This is a genomic window from Sphingomonas folli, from assembly GCF_019429525.1.
Lineage (GTDB): Bacteria > Pseudomonadota > Alphaproteobacteria > Sphingomonadales > Sphingomonadaceae > Sphingomonas > Sphingomonas folii.
This window is the reverse complement of record NZ_JAHXZL010000005.1, coordinates 19,478-38,087: the sequence shown is the minus strand read 5'-3', so window position 1 is coordinate 38,087 and position 18,610 is coordinate 19,478. Positions and strand designations below refer to the sequence as shown.

The following is an 18,610-nucleotide window of genomic DNA, read 5'->3' as shown; positions in this document are numbered from 1 at the left end:
CGGGCCTGGGCGTGTCTGGATTCCTGCCTGCGCAGGAATGACGGAAGAAATGCGCCGAAGTCGGGGCGTCAGCGGTGCAGGAAGGATGCGCGGGGCGCCCCGACGCATCCTCCCCGCCGCGCCTCTCAGCGCGGCACGTCGCCGCGCTCGTGCCGGTCGCGGTAGAATTGCTGCACCACCGCCCAGCCCTCGGCCGCGCTCTCGACGTAGCGGAAGATGCCGAGGTCGCGCTCGGACACCACGCCTTCCTCCACCAGCGCCTCGAAGTTGATCACGCGCTCCCAGAACTCGCGCCCGAACAGCAGCACGGGGATCGGCTCGACCTTGCCGGTCTGGATCAGCGTCAGCAGCTCGAACAACTCGTCGAAGGTGCCGAACCCGCCCGGGAAGGCCGCCAGCGCGCGCGCGTGGAGCAGGAAGTGCATCTTGCGCAGCGCGAAATAGTGGAACTGCGTGCTCAGCGCCGGCGTGACATAGGGGTTCGGCGCCTGCTCGTGCGGCAGCACGATGTTGAGCCCGATCGACTCGGCGTGGACGTCCGCGGCGCCGCGGTTGGCCGCCTCCATGATCGAGGGGCCGCCGCCCGAGCACACCACGAAGTGGCGCTTGCCCGCCTCGTCGCGCGGGAAGTTGGAGCAGAGCTGCGCCAGCTCGCGCGCCATCTCGTAATATCTGCTCTTGGCCACCAGTCGCTCGGCGACGCGGCGGCTCTTCTCGTCGGTGGCGAGATCGAGCAGCGCCTGCGCCTTGCTCGGCTCTGGGATGCGCGCCGAGCCGTAGAAGACGAAGGTCGAGCCGATATGCGCTTCCTCGAAGATCAGCTGGGTCTTGAGCAGCTCGAGCTGGAAGCGGACGGGCCTGAGGTCCTCGCGCAGCAGGAAGTCCATGTCCTGGAAGGCGAGCCGATAGGCCGGGCTCTCGGTCTGCGGGGTGGAGACGTTGGTCTTGGCGACCTCGGCATCCTGCTTGGCGCGCGGGAAGACGCGGCTGGGTACGCGGGTATCTGTCATCGCGGATCGATAGGACGGGAACGTGACGGTCGCAAGAACATGGGCCGGCTCACCGGCAGAAGCGCGCGCCGTCGTCCTCCAGGTGAAGGTGGTCGCGGTGCACCGCGTTATAGTCGGGCGACAGCACCGTGCCGAAGCGCCGGCAGGCGGAGGCGTGGACGGTGCGCAGGAACTGCTGCACCGCCGGGTCGGGCGAGCGCCAGTCGTTCAGGATCGAGATGCGGCGCCCGTCCTTGAGCTCGAACGCGGCGATGTCGATCGCGTTGGCCAGCGCATGGCCCGAGCGCCGCGCCGGGCCCTTGGTACCGATCGTGTTGCGGCAGGCGTAGCTGCCCATGCTGACGATGCGTGACAGCTCGGCGCCGAGGATCTGATAGGCCGCGGGGGCGACGCCGTTGCGCGCCCAGGCGGCGTAGGTCCGTGCCTCGCCGCAGCGCACCGCGCCGAGGTTGGCGGTGGGCACGCCGATGTCGAGCAGCTTGACCGTGCCGACCAGCGCGCAGCCGCCGCCATATTGCTTGTCGGGCAGCGGCTGGAAGTCGACCCCCAGCGCGCGCAGGTCGGCGAAGCACTGGCGCGTCTCACGCAGGCTGGGGCCTTCCAACTCGCCGCGCGCGCTCGGCGGGGCGGGGCGCTCGGTCCGCCCGCAGGCGGCGAGCAGCAGCGCCGCCAACAGCATCGTCCGACCAGATCGTCGCATGGGCCGGCTGTGCGGCACGCGCCGGCCCGCGACAAGCCCTCGGGGCGGAGCGGAGTCGTCGGTGCGACAATCGGTTGCCAAGGTGGGTCGGCACGTCTAGGGCCGCCGGCGGGCCACGCGGTCCCAACGCCGCGCGTGCTCTCTGTAAGGAGAGTCAGACATGACTGATACGACCGCCGCCGACGCCACCCTCGCGCCCGCGAAGCCCGCCACCCGGCCGGCCCGCCCGCATTTCTCGTCCGGCCCGTGCGCCAAGCCGCCCGGCTATGATCCCGCCAAGCTCGCCACCGACGTCCTCGGACGCTCGCACCGCTCGAAGCTCGGCAAGCAGCGACTCCAATATAGCATCGACCTGATGCGCGCGCTGCTCGACCTGCCCGACACGCACCGGATCGGCATCGTCCCCGGCTCCGACACCGGCGCCTATGAGATGGCGATGTGGACGATGCTGGGCGCGCGCCCGGTCACCGCACTCGCCTGGGAGAGCTTCGGCGAGGGCTGGGTGACCGACGCGGTCAAGCAGCTCAAGATCGATCCCACCGTGATCCGCGCCGACTACGGTCAGCTGCCCGACCTCGCGCAGGTCGACTGGAGCCACGACGTGCTGTTCACCTGGAACGGCACCACCAGCGGCGTGCGCGTGCCGGACGGCGACTGGATCCCCGCCGACCGCGCGGGGCTGAGCTTCGCCGACGCCACCAGCGGCGTGTTCGCCTACGATCTGCCGTGGGACAAGATCGACGTCGCCACCTTCTCCTGGCAGAAGGTGCTGGGCGGCGAGGGCGCGCACGGCGTGCTGATCCTCGGGCCCCGCGCGGTCGAGCGGCTGGAGAGCTACACGCCGGCCTGGCCGCTGCCCAAGGTGTTCCGCCTCGTCTCCAAGGGCAAGCTGACCGAGGGCGTGTTCAAGGGCGAGACCATCAACACGCCGTCGATGCTGGCGGTGGAGGACGCGATCTGGTCGCTGGAATGGGCCAAGTCGCTGGGGAAGGGCGGGCTGATCGCGCGCTCGGACGCCAACGCCGCCGCGCTCGACCGGATCGTCGCCGAGCGCGACTGGCTCGGGCACCTCGCCGCGGACCCGGCGTCGCGTTCCAAGACCAGCGTGTGCCTGACGGTCGACGCCGAGGAGGCGGTGATCAAGAAGATGGTGTCGCTGCTCGAGGCGGAGGGCGCCGCCTATGACATCGGCGGCTATCGCGACGCTCCCCCCGGGCTGCGCATCTGGTGCGGCGCCACCGTCGACACCGCCGACATCGACGCGCTCGGTCCTTGGCTCGACTGGGCCTACGCCACCGCCAAGGCGGCAGCGTAACCCCTCCCCGATCGTCATCCCGCCTCCACTTCGTCATTCCCGCGAAGGCGGGGATTCAGACACGCAGGTCGTCGCACGGGCCGCACCGTCAGCGGCTCTGGATCCCCGCCTCCGCGGGGATGACGGCTGGTAACGCAAGGAACTACCCATGCCCAAGGTACTCATCTCCGACAAGATGGACCCCCGTGCCGCCGAGATCTTCCGCGAGCGCGGCGTCGAGGTGGACGAGATCACCGGCAAGACCCCCGACGAGCTCAAGGCGATCATCGGCCAGTATGACGGCCTCGCGATCCGCAGCTCGACCAAGGTGACCAAGGACATCCTCGAGCACGCCACCAACCTCAAGGTGGTCGGCCGCGCCGGTATCGGCGTCGACAACGTCGACATCCCCGCCGCCTCGGCCAAGGGCGTGGTGGTGATGAACACGCCGTTCGGCAACTCGATCACCACCGCCGAGCACGCCATCGCGCTGATGTTCGCGCTCGCGCGCCAGCTGCCCGAGGCCGACGCCTCGACCCAGGCGGGCAAGTGGGAGAAGAACCGCTTCATGGGCGTCGAGGTCACCGGCAAGACGCTGGGGCTGATCGGGGCGGGCAACATCGGGTCGATCGTCGCCGACCGCGCGCTCGGCCTGAAGATGAAGGTGATCGCGTTCGACCCCTTCCTCACCGAGGAGCGCGCGGTCGAGCTGGGCGTGACCAAGGTGACGCTCGACGAACTGCTCGCGCGCGCCGACTTCATCACGCTCCACACGCCGCTGACCGACCAGACGCGCAACATCCTCTCGGCCGAGAATCTCGCCAAGACCAAGAAGGGCGTGCGCATCGTCAACTGCGCGCGCGGCGGGCTGATCGACGAGGCGGCGCTGAAGGCAGGGCTCGACTCGGGCCATATCGCGGGCGCCGCGCTCGACGTGTTCGTGGCCGAGCCCGCCAAGGACAGCCCGCTGTTCGGCACGCCCAATTTCGTCTCGACCCCGCACCTCGGCGCGTCGACGACAGAGGCGCAGGTCAACGTCGCCATCCAGGTGGCCGAGCAGATGGCGGACTATCTCGTCTCGGGCGGCGTCACCAACGCGCTCAACGTGCCGAGCCTCTCCGCCGAGGAGGCGCCCAAGCTGCGCCCGTACATGGGACTGGCCGAGAAGCTCGGCTCGCTCGTCGGCCAGCTCGCCACCGGCGCGATCGACCGCGTGTCGATCCACCGCGAGGGCGCCGCGGCCGACCTCAACCCGAAGCCGATCACCTCGGCGGTGCTCACCGGCTTCCTGCGCGAGCAGACCGACACGGTGAACATGGTCAACGCGCCGCTGCTGGCGCGCGAGCGCGGCATGGAGGTGCGCGAGATCCGCACCGAGCGCGAGGGCGACTATCACACACTGATCCGCGTCGCGGTGCGTACCGCCGACGGCGAGCGCTCGGTGGCGGGGACGCTGTTCGGTGACTCGGCGCCGCGGCTGGTCGAGCTGTTCGGGATCAAGGTCGAGGCCGATCTCACCGGCGCGATGCTGTACGTCGTCAACGAGGACGCGCCGGGCTTCATCGGCCGCATCGGTACCTTGCTGGGCGAGGCCGGGGTCAACATCGGCACCTTCCACCTGGGGCGGCGCCAGGCGGGCGGAGAGGCGGTGCTGCTGCTGTCGGTCGACCAGCCGGTCGACGCCGCGCTGCTCGCGCGCGTCAAGGCGCTGCCGGGCGTGAGGACCGCGATGGGGCTGGCGTTCTGAACGGGCGCCGAGAGTCGCGCTAGCATCTACAAAGACGTGATCCTCCCCGCTCGCGGGGAGGGGGACCGCCGCGCGCCAGCGCGGTGGTGGAGGGGGCTCTCCCCGCAGCGCAGCGCCCGCGGACGCCCCCCCCTCCACCAGCCTTCGGCTGGTCCCCCTCCCCGTGCCGGGGAGGAGTTGAGTCGCATACCTGACACTCCCTCCCTTTTAGGGGAGGGCATGGCGGGGCGCTTCCTCGAACGTCTCGCCTGCGGTGACGCCCCCTCCCCTGAAGGGGAGGGGAGCATTTCACCGGTTCGTCCGGATCCGCAGCGCCACCGACTGCGCGTGCGCGGGTAGCCCTTCCGCGCGCGCCAGCGCGATCGTCGCCGGGCCCAGCTCGTTGAGCGCGCTCTCGTCGAGCTGGAGGAAGCTGGTGCGCTTCATGAAGTCGGTCACGCCCAGCCCGCTGGCGAAGCGCGCGCGGCGCCCCGTCGGCAGCACGTGGTTGGGCCCCGCGACATAGTCGCCGATCGCCTCAGGCGTGTGCCGCCCGAGGAACGCCGAGCCGGCGTGACGCAGCAGGTCGAACAGCGCGCGCGGGTCGTCGCAGGCGAGCTCGACGTGCTCGGGCGCGAGCCGGTCGACCAGCGGCATCGCCTCGGCCAGCGTCGGCACCACCACGATCGCGCCATTGTCCTCCCACGCCACCCGCGCCACCGCCTCGGTCGGCAGCGCGGTGAGCTGGCGCTCGACCGCGTCGGCGACGCGCCCGGCGAAGGCGGTGTCGTCGGCGAACAGGATCGACTGGGTGGTGGTGTCGTGCTCGGCCTGGCTGAGCAGGTCGGCCGCGATCCACTCGGGATCGTTGGCCGCGTCGGCGACGACGACGATCTCGCTCGGCCCCGCCACCATGTCGATCCCCACCACGCCATAGACTTGGCGCTTGGCCTCGGCGACCCAGGCGTTGCCCGGCCCGGTGACGACGTCGACCCGCGCGATCCGCTCGGTGCCATAGGCGAGCGCGGCGATCGCCTGTGCCCCGCCGACGCGCCACACCTCGTCCGCGTCGGCGAGATGCGCCGCGGCGAGCACCAGCGGGTTGATCGCGCCGTCGGGCGTCGGCGTCACCACCACCAGCCGCTCCACGCCCGCGACCTTGGCGGGGATCGCGTTCATCAGCAGCGTCGACGGGTAGGCGGCGCGTCCGCCCGGCACGTACACGCCCGCGGCGTCGACCGCGCGCCAGCGCGCGCCCAGCCGCACGCCCGCGGCGTCGGTGAAGTCGGTGTCGGTCGGCCGCTGCCTCTCGTGATAGGCGCGGATGCGCGCGGCGGCGAGCTCGAGTGCGACGCGCAGCTCGGGCTCGAGCGCCTCGAACGCCGCGGCGCAGGCGGCAGGGTCGACGCGCCAGCCGGTGCGGTCGAGGTCGTGGCGGTCGAGCTTCTGCGTGAAGGCGTGGAGCGCGGCATCGCCCTCGTCGCGCACGCTGCGCACGATCGTGGCGACGTCGCGCGCGACGTCCACCGCGGTCTCGCGGCGCGCGTCCACCAGTGCGTCGAAGCGCGCCGCGAAGTCGCCGTCGCTTGTGTCGAGCCGGATCATGCCGCGCCCCTCACGGCGGCCGCCCCGGCCGCGGCGCGGAACGCCTCGACCAGCGGGAAGACGTGCGCGCGCGTCTTCATCGCGGCGCGGTTCACCACCAGCCGCGCCGAGACCGCCATGATCGGCTCGACCTCGACCAGGCCGTTCTCCTTGAGCGTCCGCCCCGAGGAGACGAGGTCGACGATGCGCGCGGCGAGCCCGAGCGTCGGCGCCAGTTCCATCGCGCCGTTGAGCTTGATGCACTCGGCCTGCACGCCCCGGCGGGCGAAATGCTGCGCGGTGACGTGCGGGTATTTGGTCGCGACGCGCACGTGGCTCCAGCCGCGCGGGTCGTCGCGCGCGGCGAGCTCGGCGGGCTCGGCGACCGACAGGCGGCAGTGACCGATGTCGAGGTCGACCGGCGCGTACAGCTCGGGATAGTCGAACTCGGCGAGCACGTCCGAACCGACGATGCCGAGCTGCGCCGCGCCGTGCGCGACGAAGGTGGCGACGTCGAAGGCGCGGACGCGGATCAGCTCGATGCTGGGATCGGCGGTGCGGAAGCGCAGCGCGCGGCTGCTCTCGTCGCCGAAGGCGGGCTCGGGCACGATCCCGGCGCGCGCGAGCAGCGGCAGCGCCTCGCCGAGTATACGACCCTTGGGGACCGCGATGACGATCGGCTCGGAGTCGGGGGGCTGAGACATGGCGGGGCTTTACGGCGGGGGCCGCGCGGGAGCAACGGGCAGGGGGCCGCGCCCGCTCTCGTCTACCGCAGCCGCCCCACGTCGATCGCGACGTGGCGGACGCGCTCGCGGTTCCACGTGTAGGTCACGTGGACCAGCCCGTCGCGCGCCTGGATCACCGCGGGATAGGCGTAGCCGTCCGGCCGCGGCTCGCTCTCCAGCGTCAGCACCTTGCGCCAGCGCATCCCGTCGTCGGACAGCGCCACCGCGAGCGGCCAGCGCGGGCCGGTGTCGCTGCCCGGGCGGTTGGTGTTGTCGTTGTAGACCAGCAGCTGGCGACCGTCGGCGAGCGTCACCGCGTCGGTTCCCGCGTTCGGGTTGGGCAGCGACAGCGCGGCCAGCGGCGACCAGTGGCGTCCCGCGTCGCGCGACCAGCTCGCCGCCAGCACGCCCTGCCGCGTCCGCGCCACCGCCATCAGCCGGCCGTCACGCAGCGTCAGCAGGCTCGGCTGGATCGCCTCGAGCCCGCGCGGCGCGGCGATCGCGGGCAGCGCGCGCCACGTCCGCCCGCGGTCCGTCGAGCGCTCGACCACAGCATACCAGCGGTTGTGCGCGGCGCTGCCGACCTCGCGGCTCGACGGCGCCAGCCACGCGCCGTCGCGCGCGACCACGGGCTTGTTCTTGATCGGGCCGAGCACGCCCCTGGGCAGGCGGCGCGGCGCGCCCCAGTGGCGGCCGCCGTCGCGCGACTCGATCACCATGCCCCACCAGTCGCGCGGGTTCGGCCCGACCTTGTAGTACAGCCGGAGGGGCGCGCCCGGCGGCTGGAACAGCACCGGGTTCCACGTCGGCTGACCGTCGCCGGCGGCGACCGCGCGCGGTTTCTCCCAGCCGGAGGCGGTGCGGCGCGCGTACCAGATGCGCACGTCGGGGCGACCCTCGCCGCTGCCGCCGAACCAAGACGCGGCGAGCGCGCCGTCGGCGAGCTGGACGATCGTCGAGGCATGCGCCTGCGGGTAGGGCGGGGCGGGGTCGACGAACTCGGCGGCGACGATCGCGGAGGGCGCCGTCGCCGCGAGCGTGGGGGCGGTGGCGAGCGCGAGTGCCAGCGCGCGAGGGAGAGTCATGGCAGCGCCTCGGTGACGGAGGCGTGGGGTGTAGGCGGCAAGAAAGAAAGCGTCACGATACGAGCGCTTCGCTCCCCCCTCTTTTTCAACCCGGCGAAAGCCGGGGCCCAGGTGGGGGACGTCGGTGAGTCTCACTACGGCTTTCCCGACTGGGCCCCGGCGTTCGCCGCGAGGACAGGAGTAGCTGCGAGGCACGCTCCCGCGCGGCCCCGTGGCCCTCTCACCGCCGCCTTATCGCCCTACCGCCGCCGCGGCCCGCGCGCGGTCGGCGCGCCGTTCGGCCGGCGCTGCGGCACGCGCGCGGCGCGCGGCGGGGCGGCGCCGTCCATCGGCTCGATCCGCACGCCGTTCTCGTCCTCGCCGTCGCTGTTCGCCGAGGCGCGCACCGCCGCGGCGAAGCGCCCCGCGAGCGCGCGCGGCACCTGGAACTGCGTCTCCATCGGACCGATCCGGATCGCGCCGATCTCGCTCTTGGTGACGTGCCCGCGGCGGCACAGCAGCGGGAGCACCCAGCGCGGGTCGGCGTTCTGGCGGCGCCCGATGTTCATGCGGAACCACACCACGTCGTCGAAGCCCTCGCGGTGCGCCTTGGGCGCGTCACTCGGCGCCTGGCCGGTGAGCTCCTCGGGTGCGGGCAGCGCGGCGCGCTGCGCCGCCACCAGCGCGGCGGCGATGTCCTCGGGCGAGCGCTGCGCCAGCAGCTCGCCGGCCAGCGCGCGATCGTCCTCGTCGACCTCGACCGGCGCGAGCAAGGTCTCGAGCAGCCGCTCGCGGTCCTTGGCACGGATCGCCTCGGCGCTCGGCACCTCGGCCCATTCCGCCGCGATGCGCGCGCCGCGCAGCATCGACTCGACGCGGCGCCGGCGCGGATAGGGCACGATCAGCACCGCGGTGCCCTTCTTGCCCGCACGCCCGGTGCGCCCGGAGCGGTGCTGGAGCACCTCGGCGTCGCGCGGCATCTCGACGTGGATGACGAGGCTGAGCGTCGGCAGGTCGATCCCGCGCGCGGCCACGTCGGTGGCGACGCAGACGCGCGCGCGGCGGTCGCGCAGCGCCTGGAGCGCCTGGTTGCGCTCGTTCTGCGAGTGCTCGCCCGACAGCGCCACCGCGGCGAAGCCGCGCTCCACCAGCCCGGCGTGGAGGTGGCGGACGTTGTCGCGCGTCGCGCAGAACAGCATCGCGGTCTCCGCCTCGTAGAAGCGCAGCAGGTTGATCACCGCATGCTCGATGTCCGCGGGCGAGACGGTGACCGCGCGATAGGCGATGTCGCCGTGGCCGCGCTGCTCGCTGACGGTGGAGATGCGCAGCGCGTCGCGCTGGTAGGTCTTGGCGAGCTGGACGATCGGGCGCGGCAGCGTCGCGGAGAAGAGCAGGGTGCGGCGCTCGGTCGGCGTCTGGTCGAGCAGCGCCTCGAGGTCGTCGCGGAAGCCCATGTCGAGCATCTCGTCGGCCTCGTCGAGGATCGCGACGCGCAGCTTGCCGAGGTTGAGCGCGCCGCGCTCGGCGTGGTCGCGCAGTCGGCCCGGCGTGCCGACGACGATATGCGCGCCGTGGTTGAGCGCGCGCCGCTCGCGGCTGGCGTCCATGCCGCCGACACAGGTGGCGATGCGCGCGTCGGCGTAGAGCCACGCCAGCTCCTTGGCGACCTGGAGCGCGAGCTCGCGCGTCGGCGCGATCGCCAGTGCCAGCGGCGCCGCGGCCGGGGGCAGCGCACCGTCCTCGCTCAGCAACTGCTCGGCCATGGCGAGGCCGAAGGCGACGGTCTTGCCCGAGCCGGTCTGCGCGGAGACGAGGAGGTCACGGCCGTGCGCGGCCTCGGCCGTGACCTCGGCCTGAACGGGGGTGAGCGCGGTATAGCCACGCGCGGCGAGCGCGCTGCCCAGCGCGACAGGAAGATTCGGAAAGTCCATGAGGACTGCGCACATGGGCGCGATCCGCCGAAAATGCCAGTGGGAACGGCGCGGGGACCCGGGACGTTCGGCGCTTTTCTCCCTATCACCGCAGGATAGACGCGACATGGCGCTCGTCAACGACCCCGTCTGGTTCATCACCGGCTGCTCCACCGGCTTCGGGCGCGAGCTCGCGCGGCTGGTGCTGGAGCGCGGCTGGCGCGCGGCGGTGACCGCGCGCGACTCGGGCCGCGTCGCCGATCTCGTGGAGCAGTTCGGGGATCGCGCGCTCGCGCTGTCGCTCGACGTGGTCGACCAGGCGCAGGTCGACGCGGCGGTGGCCGCCGCGACCGAGCGATTCGGCCGGATCGACGTGCTCGTCAACAACGCGGGCTACGGCTATCAGTCGAGCATCGAGGAGGGCGAGGAGCGCGAGATCCGCGCGCAGTTCGACGCCAACGTCTTCGGCTTGTTCGCGTTGACCCGCGCGGTGCTGCCGGGCATGCGCACGCGCCGCGCCGGCGCCATCGTCAACGTCACCTCGGTCGCCGGGCTCGTGGGCTTCCCGTCCTCGGGCTATTATGCCGCGTCGAAGCACGCGGTGGAGGGCTTCTCCGACGCGCTCGCCGCAGAGGTGGCGCCGCTCGGCATCGCGGTCACCTGCGTCGAGCCCGGGCCGTTCCGCACCGACTGGGCGGGCCGCTCGCTGCGCCAGACGCCGAGCACGATCGCCGACTATGCCGACACGGCCAAGGCGAGGATGGAATCGACCAAGGGCTATTCGGGCAACCAGCCCGGCGACCCGATACGCGCCGCGGCGGCGATGATCGAGGCGGTCGAGCGCGACACGCCCCCGCGCCACCTCGTGCTCGGCCGCTGGGGTTATGACGCGGTGACCGAGCGGCTGCGCGCGCGAGTCGCGGAGATCGAGGCGCAGCGCGACGCCGCGCTCGGCGCCGACTTTCCCGAGGACGTCACCAGCGGTAGTTGAAGCTGACGCTGACCCGCTCTTGCTTGGCGGTGCTGGGCATCACCTCGTGGCGCAGCCAGCTCTCCCAGAGGAAGAGCGTGCCCGGCGCCGGCTCGGCGTAGACGAAGGTACCCTCGCGCGGCGGCGCCGCCATCAGCATCGGCAGCCGCGGGTCCTCCAGCTTGAGCGCGCCCGAGCCGGGCGGTACCGCGACGTAGAAGGTGCCCGAGACGGCGCTGTGCGGGTGGAGATGGCCCGAGTGGGTGCCGCCCGGCTTCATCACGTTGACCCACAGGCTGTCCAGCCTGAGCTTGCGCCCGCCGAGCTCGAGCCCGGCCTCGGCGGCGAAGGCGGCGACGTGGCGGTCGAGCAGTCGCTTCAGGTCGGCGAAGGCCGGGTCGCGCTGGGGCAGGTCGTCGAGCGAGGCGTAGCTGGTGTAGCCGCGATAGCCGTGCGCCTTGGACCAGCGCTTGCCGGCCATGTCCTCGGCGGCGAGGGCGGCACAGGACTCGGCTAGCTCGGCGAGCAGCGCGGGCTGGTCGAGCCGCGCCTCGTAGAAATGCGTGGGGAAGAGCTGGCGGGTCGGCATGATGGGTCCTTGGCGATCGGGCGGAGGCTTAGCGGGGTAGGGGACTGGCCAAAATCCTCCCCGGCACGGGGAGGGGGACCGCTCGCCGCAGGCGAGTGGTGGAGGGGGCTATCCGCACGCGCATCGCCTCGTTTGCGGAAGTCCCCTCCACCACGCCCTACGGCCGCGGTCCCGCCCCGCGGCCGAGGAGGATCTGCTCACCCGCCCAGCCGCAGCGCGACGTCGTTCATGAACCGCACGTCGTCGCTTTTGGCCAGCCAGCCCGCCTCCGCCGCCACGGCGCCGAGCAGGTCGCTGAGCGGCTCGATCTCGCTCTTGGCGTAATTGCCGAGCACGTGGCCGGTGACGCGGTCCTTGTGGCCGGGGTGGCCGATCCCGATCCGCACGCGGCGGAAGTCGGGCCCGAGATGCTGGTCGATCGAGCGCAGCCCGTTGTGCCCCGCCGTCCCGCCGCCCTGCTTCACCTTGACCTTCATCGGCGCGAGGTCGAGCTCGTCGTGGAAGACGGTCAGCGCCTCGATGCCGAGCTTGTAGAAGCGCAGCGCCTCGCCGACCGAGCGGCCGCTCTCGTTCATGAAGGTGGCGGGCTTCAACAGCAACACCTTGGTCCCGTCGACGCGCCCCTCCTGGAGCCAGCCCTGGAACTTCTTCGCCGGCGTCGCGAAGCCGTGCACCTCGGCGATCGAGTCGACCGCCATGAAGCCGACATTGTGCCGGTGCATCGCATATTGCGCGCCGGGATTACCCAGGCCCACCCAGAGTTGCACGGTGATGGTCTCCCGATAGGCGCAAGCGGGGCGACGGGCCCGGCCCGGAAAGCGAAGGGGCAGGGGAGCGTCGCCGCTGCCCTGCCCCCGTACGGCTCACGCGGAGCGCGCGGCTCAGGCCTCGCCCGACGCCTCGCCCTCGGCCGCGGTGTCCTCGGCCTCGTCGGCGGCGCCCTCGGCCTTCAGCGCCGACGGCGCGACCAGCGTCGCCACGGTGAAGTCGCGGTCCTCGATCGCCGGGGTCGCGCCGTTGGGGAGCGTCACCTCGCTGATGTGGATCGTGTCGCCCACGTCCTTGCCAGCGACCGACACGGTGATCTCGGTCGGAATGTTGCTGGCGTCGACCACCAGCTCGAGCTCGTGGCGCACGACGTTGAGCACGCCGCCCTTCTTCAGGCCGGGCGACTCCTCCTCGTCGGCGAACACCACCGGCACCGCGACGGTGACGGTCGCGTCGGCGGCGATGCGGAAGAAGTCGACGTGGGTCGGGCGGTCGGTCACCGGGTGGAAGGCGACGTCCTTGGCCAGCGTGCGCTGCCCGTCGACCATGATCACCGAGTTCATGAAGTGGCCGGTCATCAATGCCTTGACCAGCGCCTTCTCCTCGAGGTGGATCGCCGACGGCTCCTTGTTCTGGCCGTAGATCACGGCGGGGACGCGGCCTTCGCGACGCAGCGAGCGGGAGGCTCCCTTGCCAACCCGGTCACGCGTCTCGGCCGCGAGCGTGATGGTATCGCTCATGTTGGTGCTCCGAAACGTGGAATGACTGATATGCTCCCGCCACGCCTCCAGGGATGACCATGACGGAAGTGCGCGCGCTTAGCCGCGACGCGCCCGGAACGCAATCAGTAGTTCACCCGCACCGCCTTCAGCCGATACGCGCCGAGCTGCGCCTGGACGCTCTGCGCGCCGGCGAGATGCCCCGCGCCGACCGCCACGAACACCGTCCCCGGCCGCTTCATCCGCTCGGCGATCCAGGCGGCCCAGCGCCTGTTGCGGTCGACCAGCAGCGCCTTGGCGACCTCGGGCGAGTCCTTGAGCGAGTCGTTCATCTCGCTCGCCACGCCGTCGGGATCGCCCTTCGACCAGGCGGTGACGAGCCGGTCGAAGGTACGCTCGGCGGTGGGCAGCTCGTCGAGCGTGCTCTCCAGCAGCTGGAGCTGCGCCGGCTGCGACAGCGTGTCGAAGATCCCGAGCTGGCCCTCGAACGTCTCCAGCCCGACGACCTGTTTGCCCGCGGCGCGCGCCGCCTCGGTCAGCACCTTCTCCGGGCCGTTGGCGGCCTGGTAGCCGAGCTTCTGCACTGGCAGCAGCGACAGCGTCACCGCGGCGAACCACGGGCGCATCCGGTCATAGGCCTGGGCGGTGACGCCGCCCTCGCCCATCGCCTTGGCGAAGGCGGGGCGGTAGTTGGGCGGCAGCTGGCTCGTCAGCGCGCTGCCCGCGGGGGCGAACGCCTTGGCCGCCACGATCTGCTGCGCGGTCTGCGGGTCGGGCTCGACCATCTCGAGCACCAGGGTCTGCGAGCGGTCGAACGCCTTCCTCACGCCCTCGTCGAACCAGGACAGGCCGGGCCTGAGCACGTGGATCGTGCCGAACAGATAGATGGTCGTGTCCGCGTCCTTCACCACCCACAGGGCGGGGTCGGCGTCGGCCGGCGCGGCGGGGGCGGGCGCTTGCTGCGCGCAGGCGGGGAGCGCGAGCAGCAGCGCGAGGGCGGAGAAAGCGGTCTTCATGGCAGCGTTCATGCGGCGGCGTCCCGGCGAAGGAAAGGGTGCGCTATCGGCGCCCGCGCCGCGTCGGGCAAGCGCGGCGCGGGGCCTCGGCGCGGGCGCGCTCAGCCGCGGCAGAGCTGCGCGGCGACCGACTCGAGCGCGCGGTTCGCCTCCCCGCGCACCGTCACCGGCAGCCGCGCCTTGCCCGCGACCCGCTGGCGGACCTGGTCGGCCTGGTGCCACAGCGAGTCGGCCTGTTCCGGCGTCAGCGTCCGCGCCCTGCGCGCGTTGCCGATATCCGCCTGGAGCATGTTGGCGCGCGCCGCCAGCACCGAGGTCGCCGGCACGACCCCGGGGGCGAGGCCGAGCGGGCGGCAGGCGGGGCGATCGCGCGCGAGCCGGGCCGGGATCGCCGGCGAGGACGAAGGTACGGGCGCCGGCGGCACCGTGCCGGCGAGTAGAAGGGTAGTGAAGAGAAAGGGATACGCCAAGATGTGCACTCCTTCCGTTGATCTGGCGGCGTGCGGCGTAGCAGCGTGTTGCTGAACAATCGCCGACTCGATTGGTCGATCACGGACCTGTCCTGACGCCGGGCTCGGTTTCTTCTGCGGCATGGCGCGGCAGTTCTCTCAACTACTTGGTGTTGGCAGGCCGTCGGTGCGCGCCGTCGCCACGCGGGCCACTCGCTTGATTCCCCGCCGGGCTTCCGCCACAGCGCCGACGTGACCGACGCCAGCACCGACCGCCCGCTCAGCTTCCAGGCGATGATCCTGCGGCTCCACCATTATTGGTCGGAGCGCGGCTGCGTGATCCTCCAGCCCTATGACATGGAGATGGGCGCGGGCACCTTTCACCCCGCCACCACGCTGCGCGCGCTCGGGCCCGACACGTGGAACGCCGCCTTCGTCCAGCCGTGCCGCCGCCCGACCGACGGCCGATACGGCGAGAACCCCAACCGGCTCCAGCATTATTACCAATATCAGGTGATCCTGAAGCCGAGCCCGCCCGACCTGCAGGAGCTGTACCTGGGCAGCCTCGCCGCGATCGGCGTCGACATGGGCGTGCACGACATCCGCTTCGTCGAGGACGATTGGGAGAGCCCGACGCTCGGCGCCTGGGGGCTCGGCTGGGAGGTCTGGTGCGACGGGATGGAGGTGACCCAGTTCACCTATTTCCAGCAGATGGGCGGTTATGACATGAGGCCCGTCGCGGGCGAGCTGACCTACGGGCTCGAGCGGCTGGCGATGTACATCCAGGACGTCGACGACGTCTACGACCTGCGCTTCAACGACTCCGGGGTAAGCTACGGCGACGTCTTCCTCGAGAACGAGCGCCAGATGAGCGCGTGGAACTTCGAGGTGGCGGACACGGACGCGCTGTTCGACGCCTTCCGCAAGGCCGCGGCCGAGTGCGAGAACAGCCTCGCCGCGGGGCTGCCGATCCCGGCCTATGAGCAGGCGATCAAGGCGAGCCACACGTTCAACCTGCTCCAGGCGCGCGGCGTGATCTCGGTGGCGGAGCGCCAGGCCTATATCGGCCGCGTCCGCGACCTCGCGAAGGGCGCGTGCGGCGCGTGGATGGAGAAGAACGGGTGGGCGGCGTGAGCCGCTTCGGGGACGGCGCGGGCGGTGCGGCGGGCGCTTTGCCCGCGGAGAGCCCCCTCCACCACCCGGCTGCGCCGGGCGGTCCCCAGCATCGGGTTGACCATGCCCCGCATGGTCAAGGATCGTCCGGGGGACGATCCGACCCGCTGCTCCGTGCCGGGGAGGATCGGTCCGTCGCCGCGGGAGCGACCGAGAAGATCCTCCCCGCTCGCGGGGAGGGGGACCGTCGCGCGCAGCGCGATGGTGGAGGGGGCGCGCCGCGGGCGCTGCGCCCCGAGTTAGCCACCGCCCGGCGCCTCCGCCGCGAGATGACGCTGCCCGAGGTGCTCCTGTGGCAGCGCGTCAGAGGTGCCGCGGCGGGCGTGAAGTTCCGCCGCCAGCACCCGCTCGGGCCGTATGTCGCCGACTTCTACTGCGCCGCCACGCGCACGATCGTCGAGGTCGACGGCGAGGCCCATGGCCGCGGCGAGCGGCCCGAACGCGACGTAAGCCGCGACGCCTTCTTGCGCACTCAAGGCTATCGCGTGCTCCACCTACCTGCGGCCGAGATCCTCCGTGACGCCGACGCGGCGGCCCAAGCGGTCGCCGCGTTCGCGGCCATCCCCCTCCACCAGCCTTCGGCTGGTCCCCCTCCCCGTGCCGGGGAGGAGCTGATCCTCCCCGCTCGCGGGGAGGGGGACCGTCGCGCGCAGCGCGATGGTGGAGGGGGCTCACCTCACATGAAGCGTCCAGAAGCATGACCGACTTCCTGCTCGAACTCCGCTCGGAGGAGATCCCCGCCCGCATGCAGGCGAAGGCGCGCGAGGATTTACGATGGGCGTTTGAGACAGAGATCCGCACGGAGGGTGCGCTTTTTCAAGGCAAGGTGCGAACCTATGCAACACCGCGTCGGCTCGTCTTGATCGCAGAAGGGCTTGCTGAGAAAACCGAGAGCGACACTAAGGAGTTCAAGGGGCCGAAAGTTGATGCGCCAGAAGCGGCGATCGAGGGCTTTCTAAAGAAGGTTGGCCTGTCGCGCGGCGAGCTGTTTGAAAAGCCGGACGGCAAAGGCGTACTTACTTATTACGCGCAGACGACCACACCGGGACGTTCGACCGTCGATGTGCTGGCGGCCATCATCCCCCGCATCCTTCGCGCCTTCCCCTGGCCCAAGTCGATGCGCTGGGGCGCGGAGTCGCGCTCGACCGAGAGCCTGCGCTGGGTCCGCCCGCTCCACGGCATCGTCGCGCTGTTCGGCGAGCAGGTCGTGCCGGTCAGCGTCGCGGGGGTCGAGAGCGGCGCGGCGACGCTCGGCCACCGCTTCCACCATCCCGGCGCGATCACGATCGGCTCGGCGTCGGACTATGTCGAGAAGCTGCGCGCCTGCCACGTCATCGTCGACCAGGACGAGCGCGCCGCGCTGATCCGCGATCGCGCCGCCGCGCTGGCGGCGGGGGCGGGGCTGCAGCTGGTCGAGGACGAGGGGCTGGTGGCGGAGAACGCCGGGTTGACCGAGTGGCCGGTGCCGCTGCTCGGCCGCTTCGACCCCGCCTTCCTCGACGTGCCGCCCGAGGTGATCCAGCTCACCGCGCGCGTGAACCAAAAGTATTTCGTGTGCCGCGACGGCGAGGGGCGGCTCGCGGACGCGTTCGTGTGCACCGCCAACATCGCCGCCAGCGACGGCGGGGCGAAGATCGTCGACGGCAACCGCAAGGTGCTGGCGGCGCGGTTGTCGGACGCGCGCTTCTTCTACGAGACCGACCTCAAGGTGCCGCTCGAGCAGCAGGCGGAGAAGCTCGGGAAGATCGTGTTCCACGAGAAGCTCGGCACGGTGGCGGACAAGGTGGAGCGGGTCGCCCAGCTCGCGCGCTGGCTGGTGGAAGAGGGGGTGATCCTCCCCGGCACGGAGTATCGGGTTGAACATGCCCCGCATGTTCAAGGATCGTCCGGGGGACGATCCGACCCGATACTCCGTACCGGGGAGGATCTGAGGTCACTTGCGGAGCAGGCGTATCGCGCCGCCACGCTCGCCAAGGCCGACCTCGTCACCGGCATGGTGGGCGAGTTCCCCGAGCTCCAGGGCCTGATGGGCGGCTATTACGCCGCTACGCAGGGCGAGCCGGCCGCGGTCGCCGAGGCGGTGCGCGACCATTACAAGCCGGTCGGGCAGGGCGACGAGGTGCCGACCGCGCCGGTGACGGTGGCGGTGAGCCTCGCCGACAAGCTCGACAGCATCACGCAGTTCTTCGCCGCCGACCTGCGCCCGAGCGGTTCCAAGGACCCGTTCGCGCTGCGTCGCTCGGCACTGGGCGTGATCGCGCTGATCCTCGACAATGGCCTGCGCTTCCCGCTGGGCCAGGTCGCATCGCGCGAGGTGCTCGACTTCTTCGCCGACCGCCTCAAGGTACAGCAGCGCGAGGCGGGCGTGCGCCACGACCTCATCGACGCCGTCTTCGCGCTCGGCGGCGAGGACGATCTCGTCCGCCTGCTCGCGCGCGTTCGCGCGCTCCAGTCGTTCGTCGGCACCGAGGACGGCGCCAACCTGCTCGCCGGCTACAAGCGCGCCGCCAACATCCTCAAGAAGGAAGGCATCCTCGACCGTGCTCCCGCGAACGCAGGAGCCCAGGATGGCGACGCACCCGGTGACCCTGGGCTCCTGCATGCGCAGGAGCACGCGCCCGCGGAGCGGCACGCGCCCCTGTCCTACACGCCCGAGAAGGACGAAGCCGCGCTCATCGCCGCGCTCGATTCGGCCGAGCCCGCCGCCGCCGCCGCGGTCGCGCGCGAGGATTTCGAGGGCGCGATGGCCGCGCTCGCGACGCTCCGCGCCCCGATCGACGCCTTCTTTGACAATGTGACCGTCAACGACCCCGATCCGGCCAAGCGCGCGGCGCGGCTGGCGCTGCTCGCGCGCGTCCGCGCCGCGGTGCATACCGTCGCCGATTTCGGCCGGATCGAAGGTTGAGTCACACC

The 18,610-nt window shown here is 71.7% G+C and carries 17 protein-coding genes; 6 read left to right on the top strand and 11 right to left on the bottom strand.

The genetic code is table 11. The features are described from left to right. Positions 1-125: 125 nt before the first annotated feature. Together KZ813_RS08930 and KZ813_RS08925 are read right to left on the bottom strand one after the other, a co-directional pair. Entirely contained in the window at positions 126-1,010 is an 885-nt protein-coding gene (locus KZ813_RS08930) for an LOG family protein (protein ID WP_219754638.1), read from the bottom strand. 49 nt (positions 1,011-1,059) lie between these two features. Next, positions 1,060-1,689: an extensin family protein gene (locus KZ813_RS08925; RefSeq protein WP_258046605.1), complete on the bottom strand. Its 630-nt coding sequence runs from the start codon at positions 1,687-1,689 to the stop codon at positions 1,060-1,062. A gap of 181 nt (positions 1,690-1,870) precedes the next feature. On the opposite strand from KZ813_RS08925, the gene KZ813_RS08920 reads away from it, so the two are divergent. Both KZ813_RS08920 and serA read left to right on the top strand, forming a co-directional pair. Further along, positions 1,871-3,025, top strand: coding sequence for a phosphoserine transaminase (locus tag KZ813_RS08920; RefSeq protein ID WP_219754636.1), 1,155 nt, complete (start codon positions 1,871-1,873; stop codon positions 3,023-3,025). 148 nt (positions 3,026-3,173) lie between these two features. Next, the gene (gene serA, locus KZ813_RS08915) at positions 3,174-4,751 is read left to right on the top strand and encodes a phosphoglycerate dehydrogenase (RefSeq protein WP_219754635.1); all 1,578 of its coding nucleotides are present in this window, start codon (positions 3,174-3,176) and stop codon (positions 4,749-4,751) included. Positions 4,752-5,039: 288 nt separating this feature from the next. On the opposite strand, the gene hisD is transcribed toward serA, so the two are convergent. From hisD to KZ813_RS08895, 4 genes are all read right to left on the bottom strand, one after another. Continuing rightward, positions 5,040-6,335 carry a histidinol dehydrogenase gene (hisD, locus tag KZ813_RS08910; RefSeq protein ID WP_219754634.1) on the bottom strand — a complete coding sequence of 432 codons (1,296 nt, stop codon included), beginning with the start codon at positions 6,333-6,335 and terminating at the stop codon, positions 5,040-5,042. Next, the gene (gene hisG, locus KZ813_RS08905) at positions 6,332-7,018 is read right to left on the bottom strand and encodes an ATP phosphoribosyltransferase (RefSeq protein ID WP_219754633.1); all 687 of its coding nucleotides are present in this window, start codon (positions 7,016-7,018) and stop codon (positions 6,332-6,334) included. The genes hisD and hisG overlap by 4 nt, the downstream gene beginning before the upstream one ends. Before the next feature lie 62 nt (positions 7,019-7,080). After that, positions 7,081-8,124 carry a sialidase family protein gene (locus KZ813_RS08900; protein WP_219754632.1) on the bottom strand — a complete coding sequence of 348 codons (1,044 nt, stop codon included), beginning with the start codon at positions 8,122-8,124 and terminating at the stop codon, positions 7,081-7,083. Between the two features lie 239 nt (positions 8,125-8,363). Then, positions 8,364-10,034 (bottom strand): DEAD/DEAH box helicase, encoded by a 1,671-nt coding sequence (locus KZ813_RS08895; protein WP_219754856.1) that lies wholly within the window; start codon positions 10,032-10,034, stop codon positions 8,364-8,366. A 106-nt stretch (positions 10,035-10,140) separates the two neighbouring features. Here KZ813_RS08895 and KZ813_RS08890 point away from each other — a divergent pair, with 106 nt between their 5' ends. Next, entirely contained in the window at positions 10,141-11,004 is an 864-nt protein-coding gene (locus KZ813_RS08890) for an oxidoreductase (protein WP_219754631.1), read from the top strand. Here the strand turns inward: KZ813_RS08890 and KZ813_RS08885 are convergent. From KZ813_RS08885 to KZ813_RS08865, 5 genes are all read right to left on the bottom strand, one after another. Further along, positions 10,988-11,572 (bottom strand): TIGR02466 family protein, encoded by a 585-nt coding sequence (locus tag KZ813_RS08885; RefSeq protein WP_219754630.1) that lies wholly within the window; start codon positions 11,570-11,572, stop codon positions 10,988-10,990. The two genes, KZ813_RS08890 and KZ813_RS08885, sit on opposite strands and share 17 nt — an antisense overlap. Positions 11,573-11,769: 197 nt before the next feature. Continuing rightward, positions 11,770-12,339 carry an aminoacyl-tRNA hydrolase gene (pth, locus tag KZ813_RS08880; protein WP_219754629.1) on the bottom strand — a complete coding sequence of 190 codons (570 nt, stop codon included), beginning with the start codon at positions 12,337-12,339 and terminating at the stop codon, positions 11,770-11,772. A 114-nt stretch (positions 12,340-12,453) separates the two neighbouring features. Beyond that, the gene (locus KZ813_RS08875) at positions 12,454-13,080 is read right to left on the bottom strand and encodes a 50S ribosomal protein L25/general stress protein Ctc (RefSeq protein ID WP_219754628.1); all 627 of its coding nucleotides are present in this window, start codon (positions 13,078-13,080) and stop codon (positions 12,454-12,456) included. Positions 13,081-13,184: 104 nt separating this feature from the next. Beyond that, positions 13,185-14,087 (bottom strand): TraB/GumN family protein, encoded by a 903-nt coding sequence (locus tag KZ813_RS08870; RefSeq protein WP_219754627.1) that lies wholly within the window; start codon positions 14,085-14,087, stop codon positions 13,185-13,187. Between the two features lie 89 nt (positions 14,088-14,176). After that, complete coding sequence (locus tag KZ813_RS08865) at positions 14,177-14,545, bottom strand: hypothetical protein (RefSeq protein WP_219754626.1); 369 nt, start codon at positions 14,543-14,545, stop codon at positions 14,177-14,179. Positions 14,546-14,818: 273 nt separating this feature from the next. On the opposite strand from KZ813_RS08865, the gene KZ813_RS08860 reads away from it, so the two are divergent. From KZ813_RS08860 to glyS, 3 genes are read left to right on the top strand one after another with little or no spacing between them, the layout of a single operon-like run. Then, positions 14,819-15,658, top strand: a complete 840-nt coding sequence (locus tag KZ813_RS08860) for a glycine--tRNA ligase subunit alpha (RefSeq protein WP_219754855.1) — start codon at positions 14,819-14,821, stop codon at positions 15,656-15,658. After that, complete coding sequence (locus tag KZ813_RS20370) at positions 15,619-16,398, top strand: endonuclease domain-containing protein (protein WP_308461839.1); 780 nt, start codon at positions 15,619-15,621, stop codon at positions 16,396-16,398. Before KZ813_RS08860 ends, KZ813_RS20370 begins: the two co-directional genes overlap by 40 nt. Further along, a complete protein-coding gene (gene glyS / locus KZ813_RS08850) occupies positions 16,395-18,602 on the top strand; it encodes a glycine--tRNA ligase subunit beta (RefSeq protein ID WP_219754625.1) in 2,208 nt (735 codons plus the stop codon). Before KZ813_RS20370 ends, glyS begins: the two co-directional genes overlap by 4 nt. Positions 18,603-18,610: the final 8 nt, after the last annotated feature.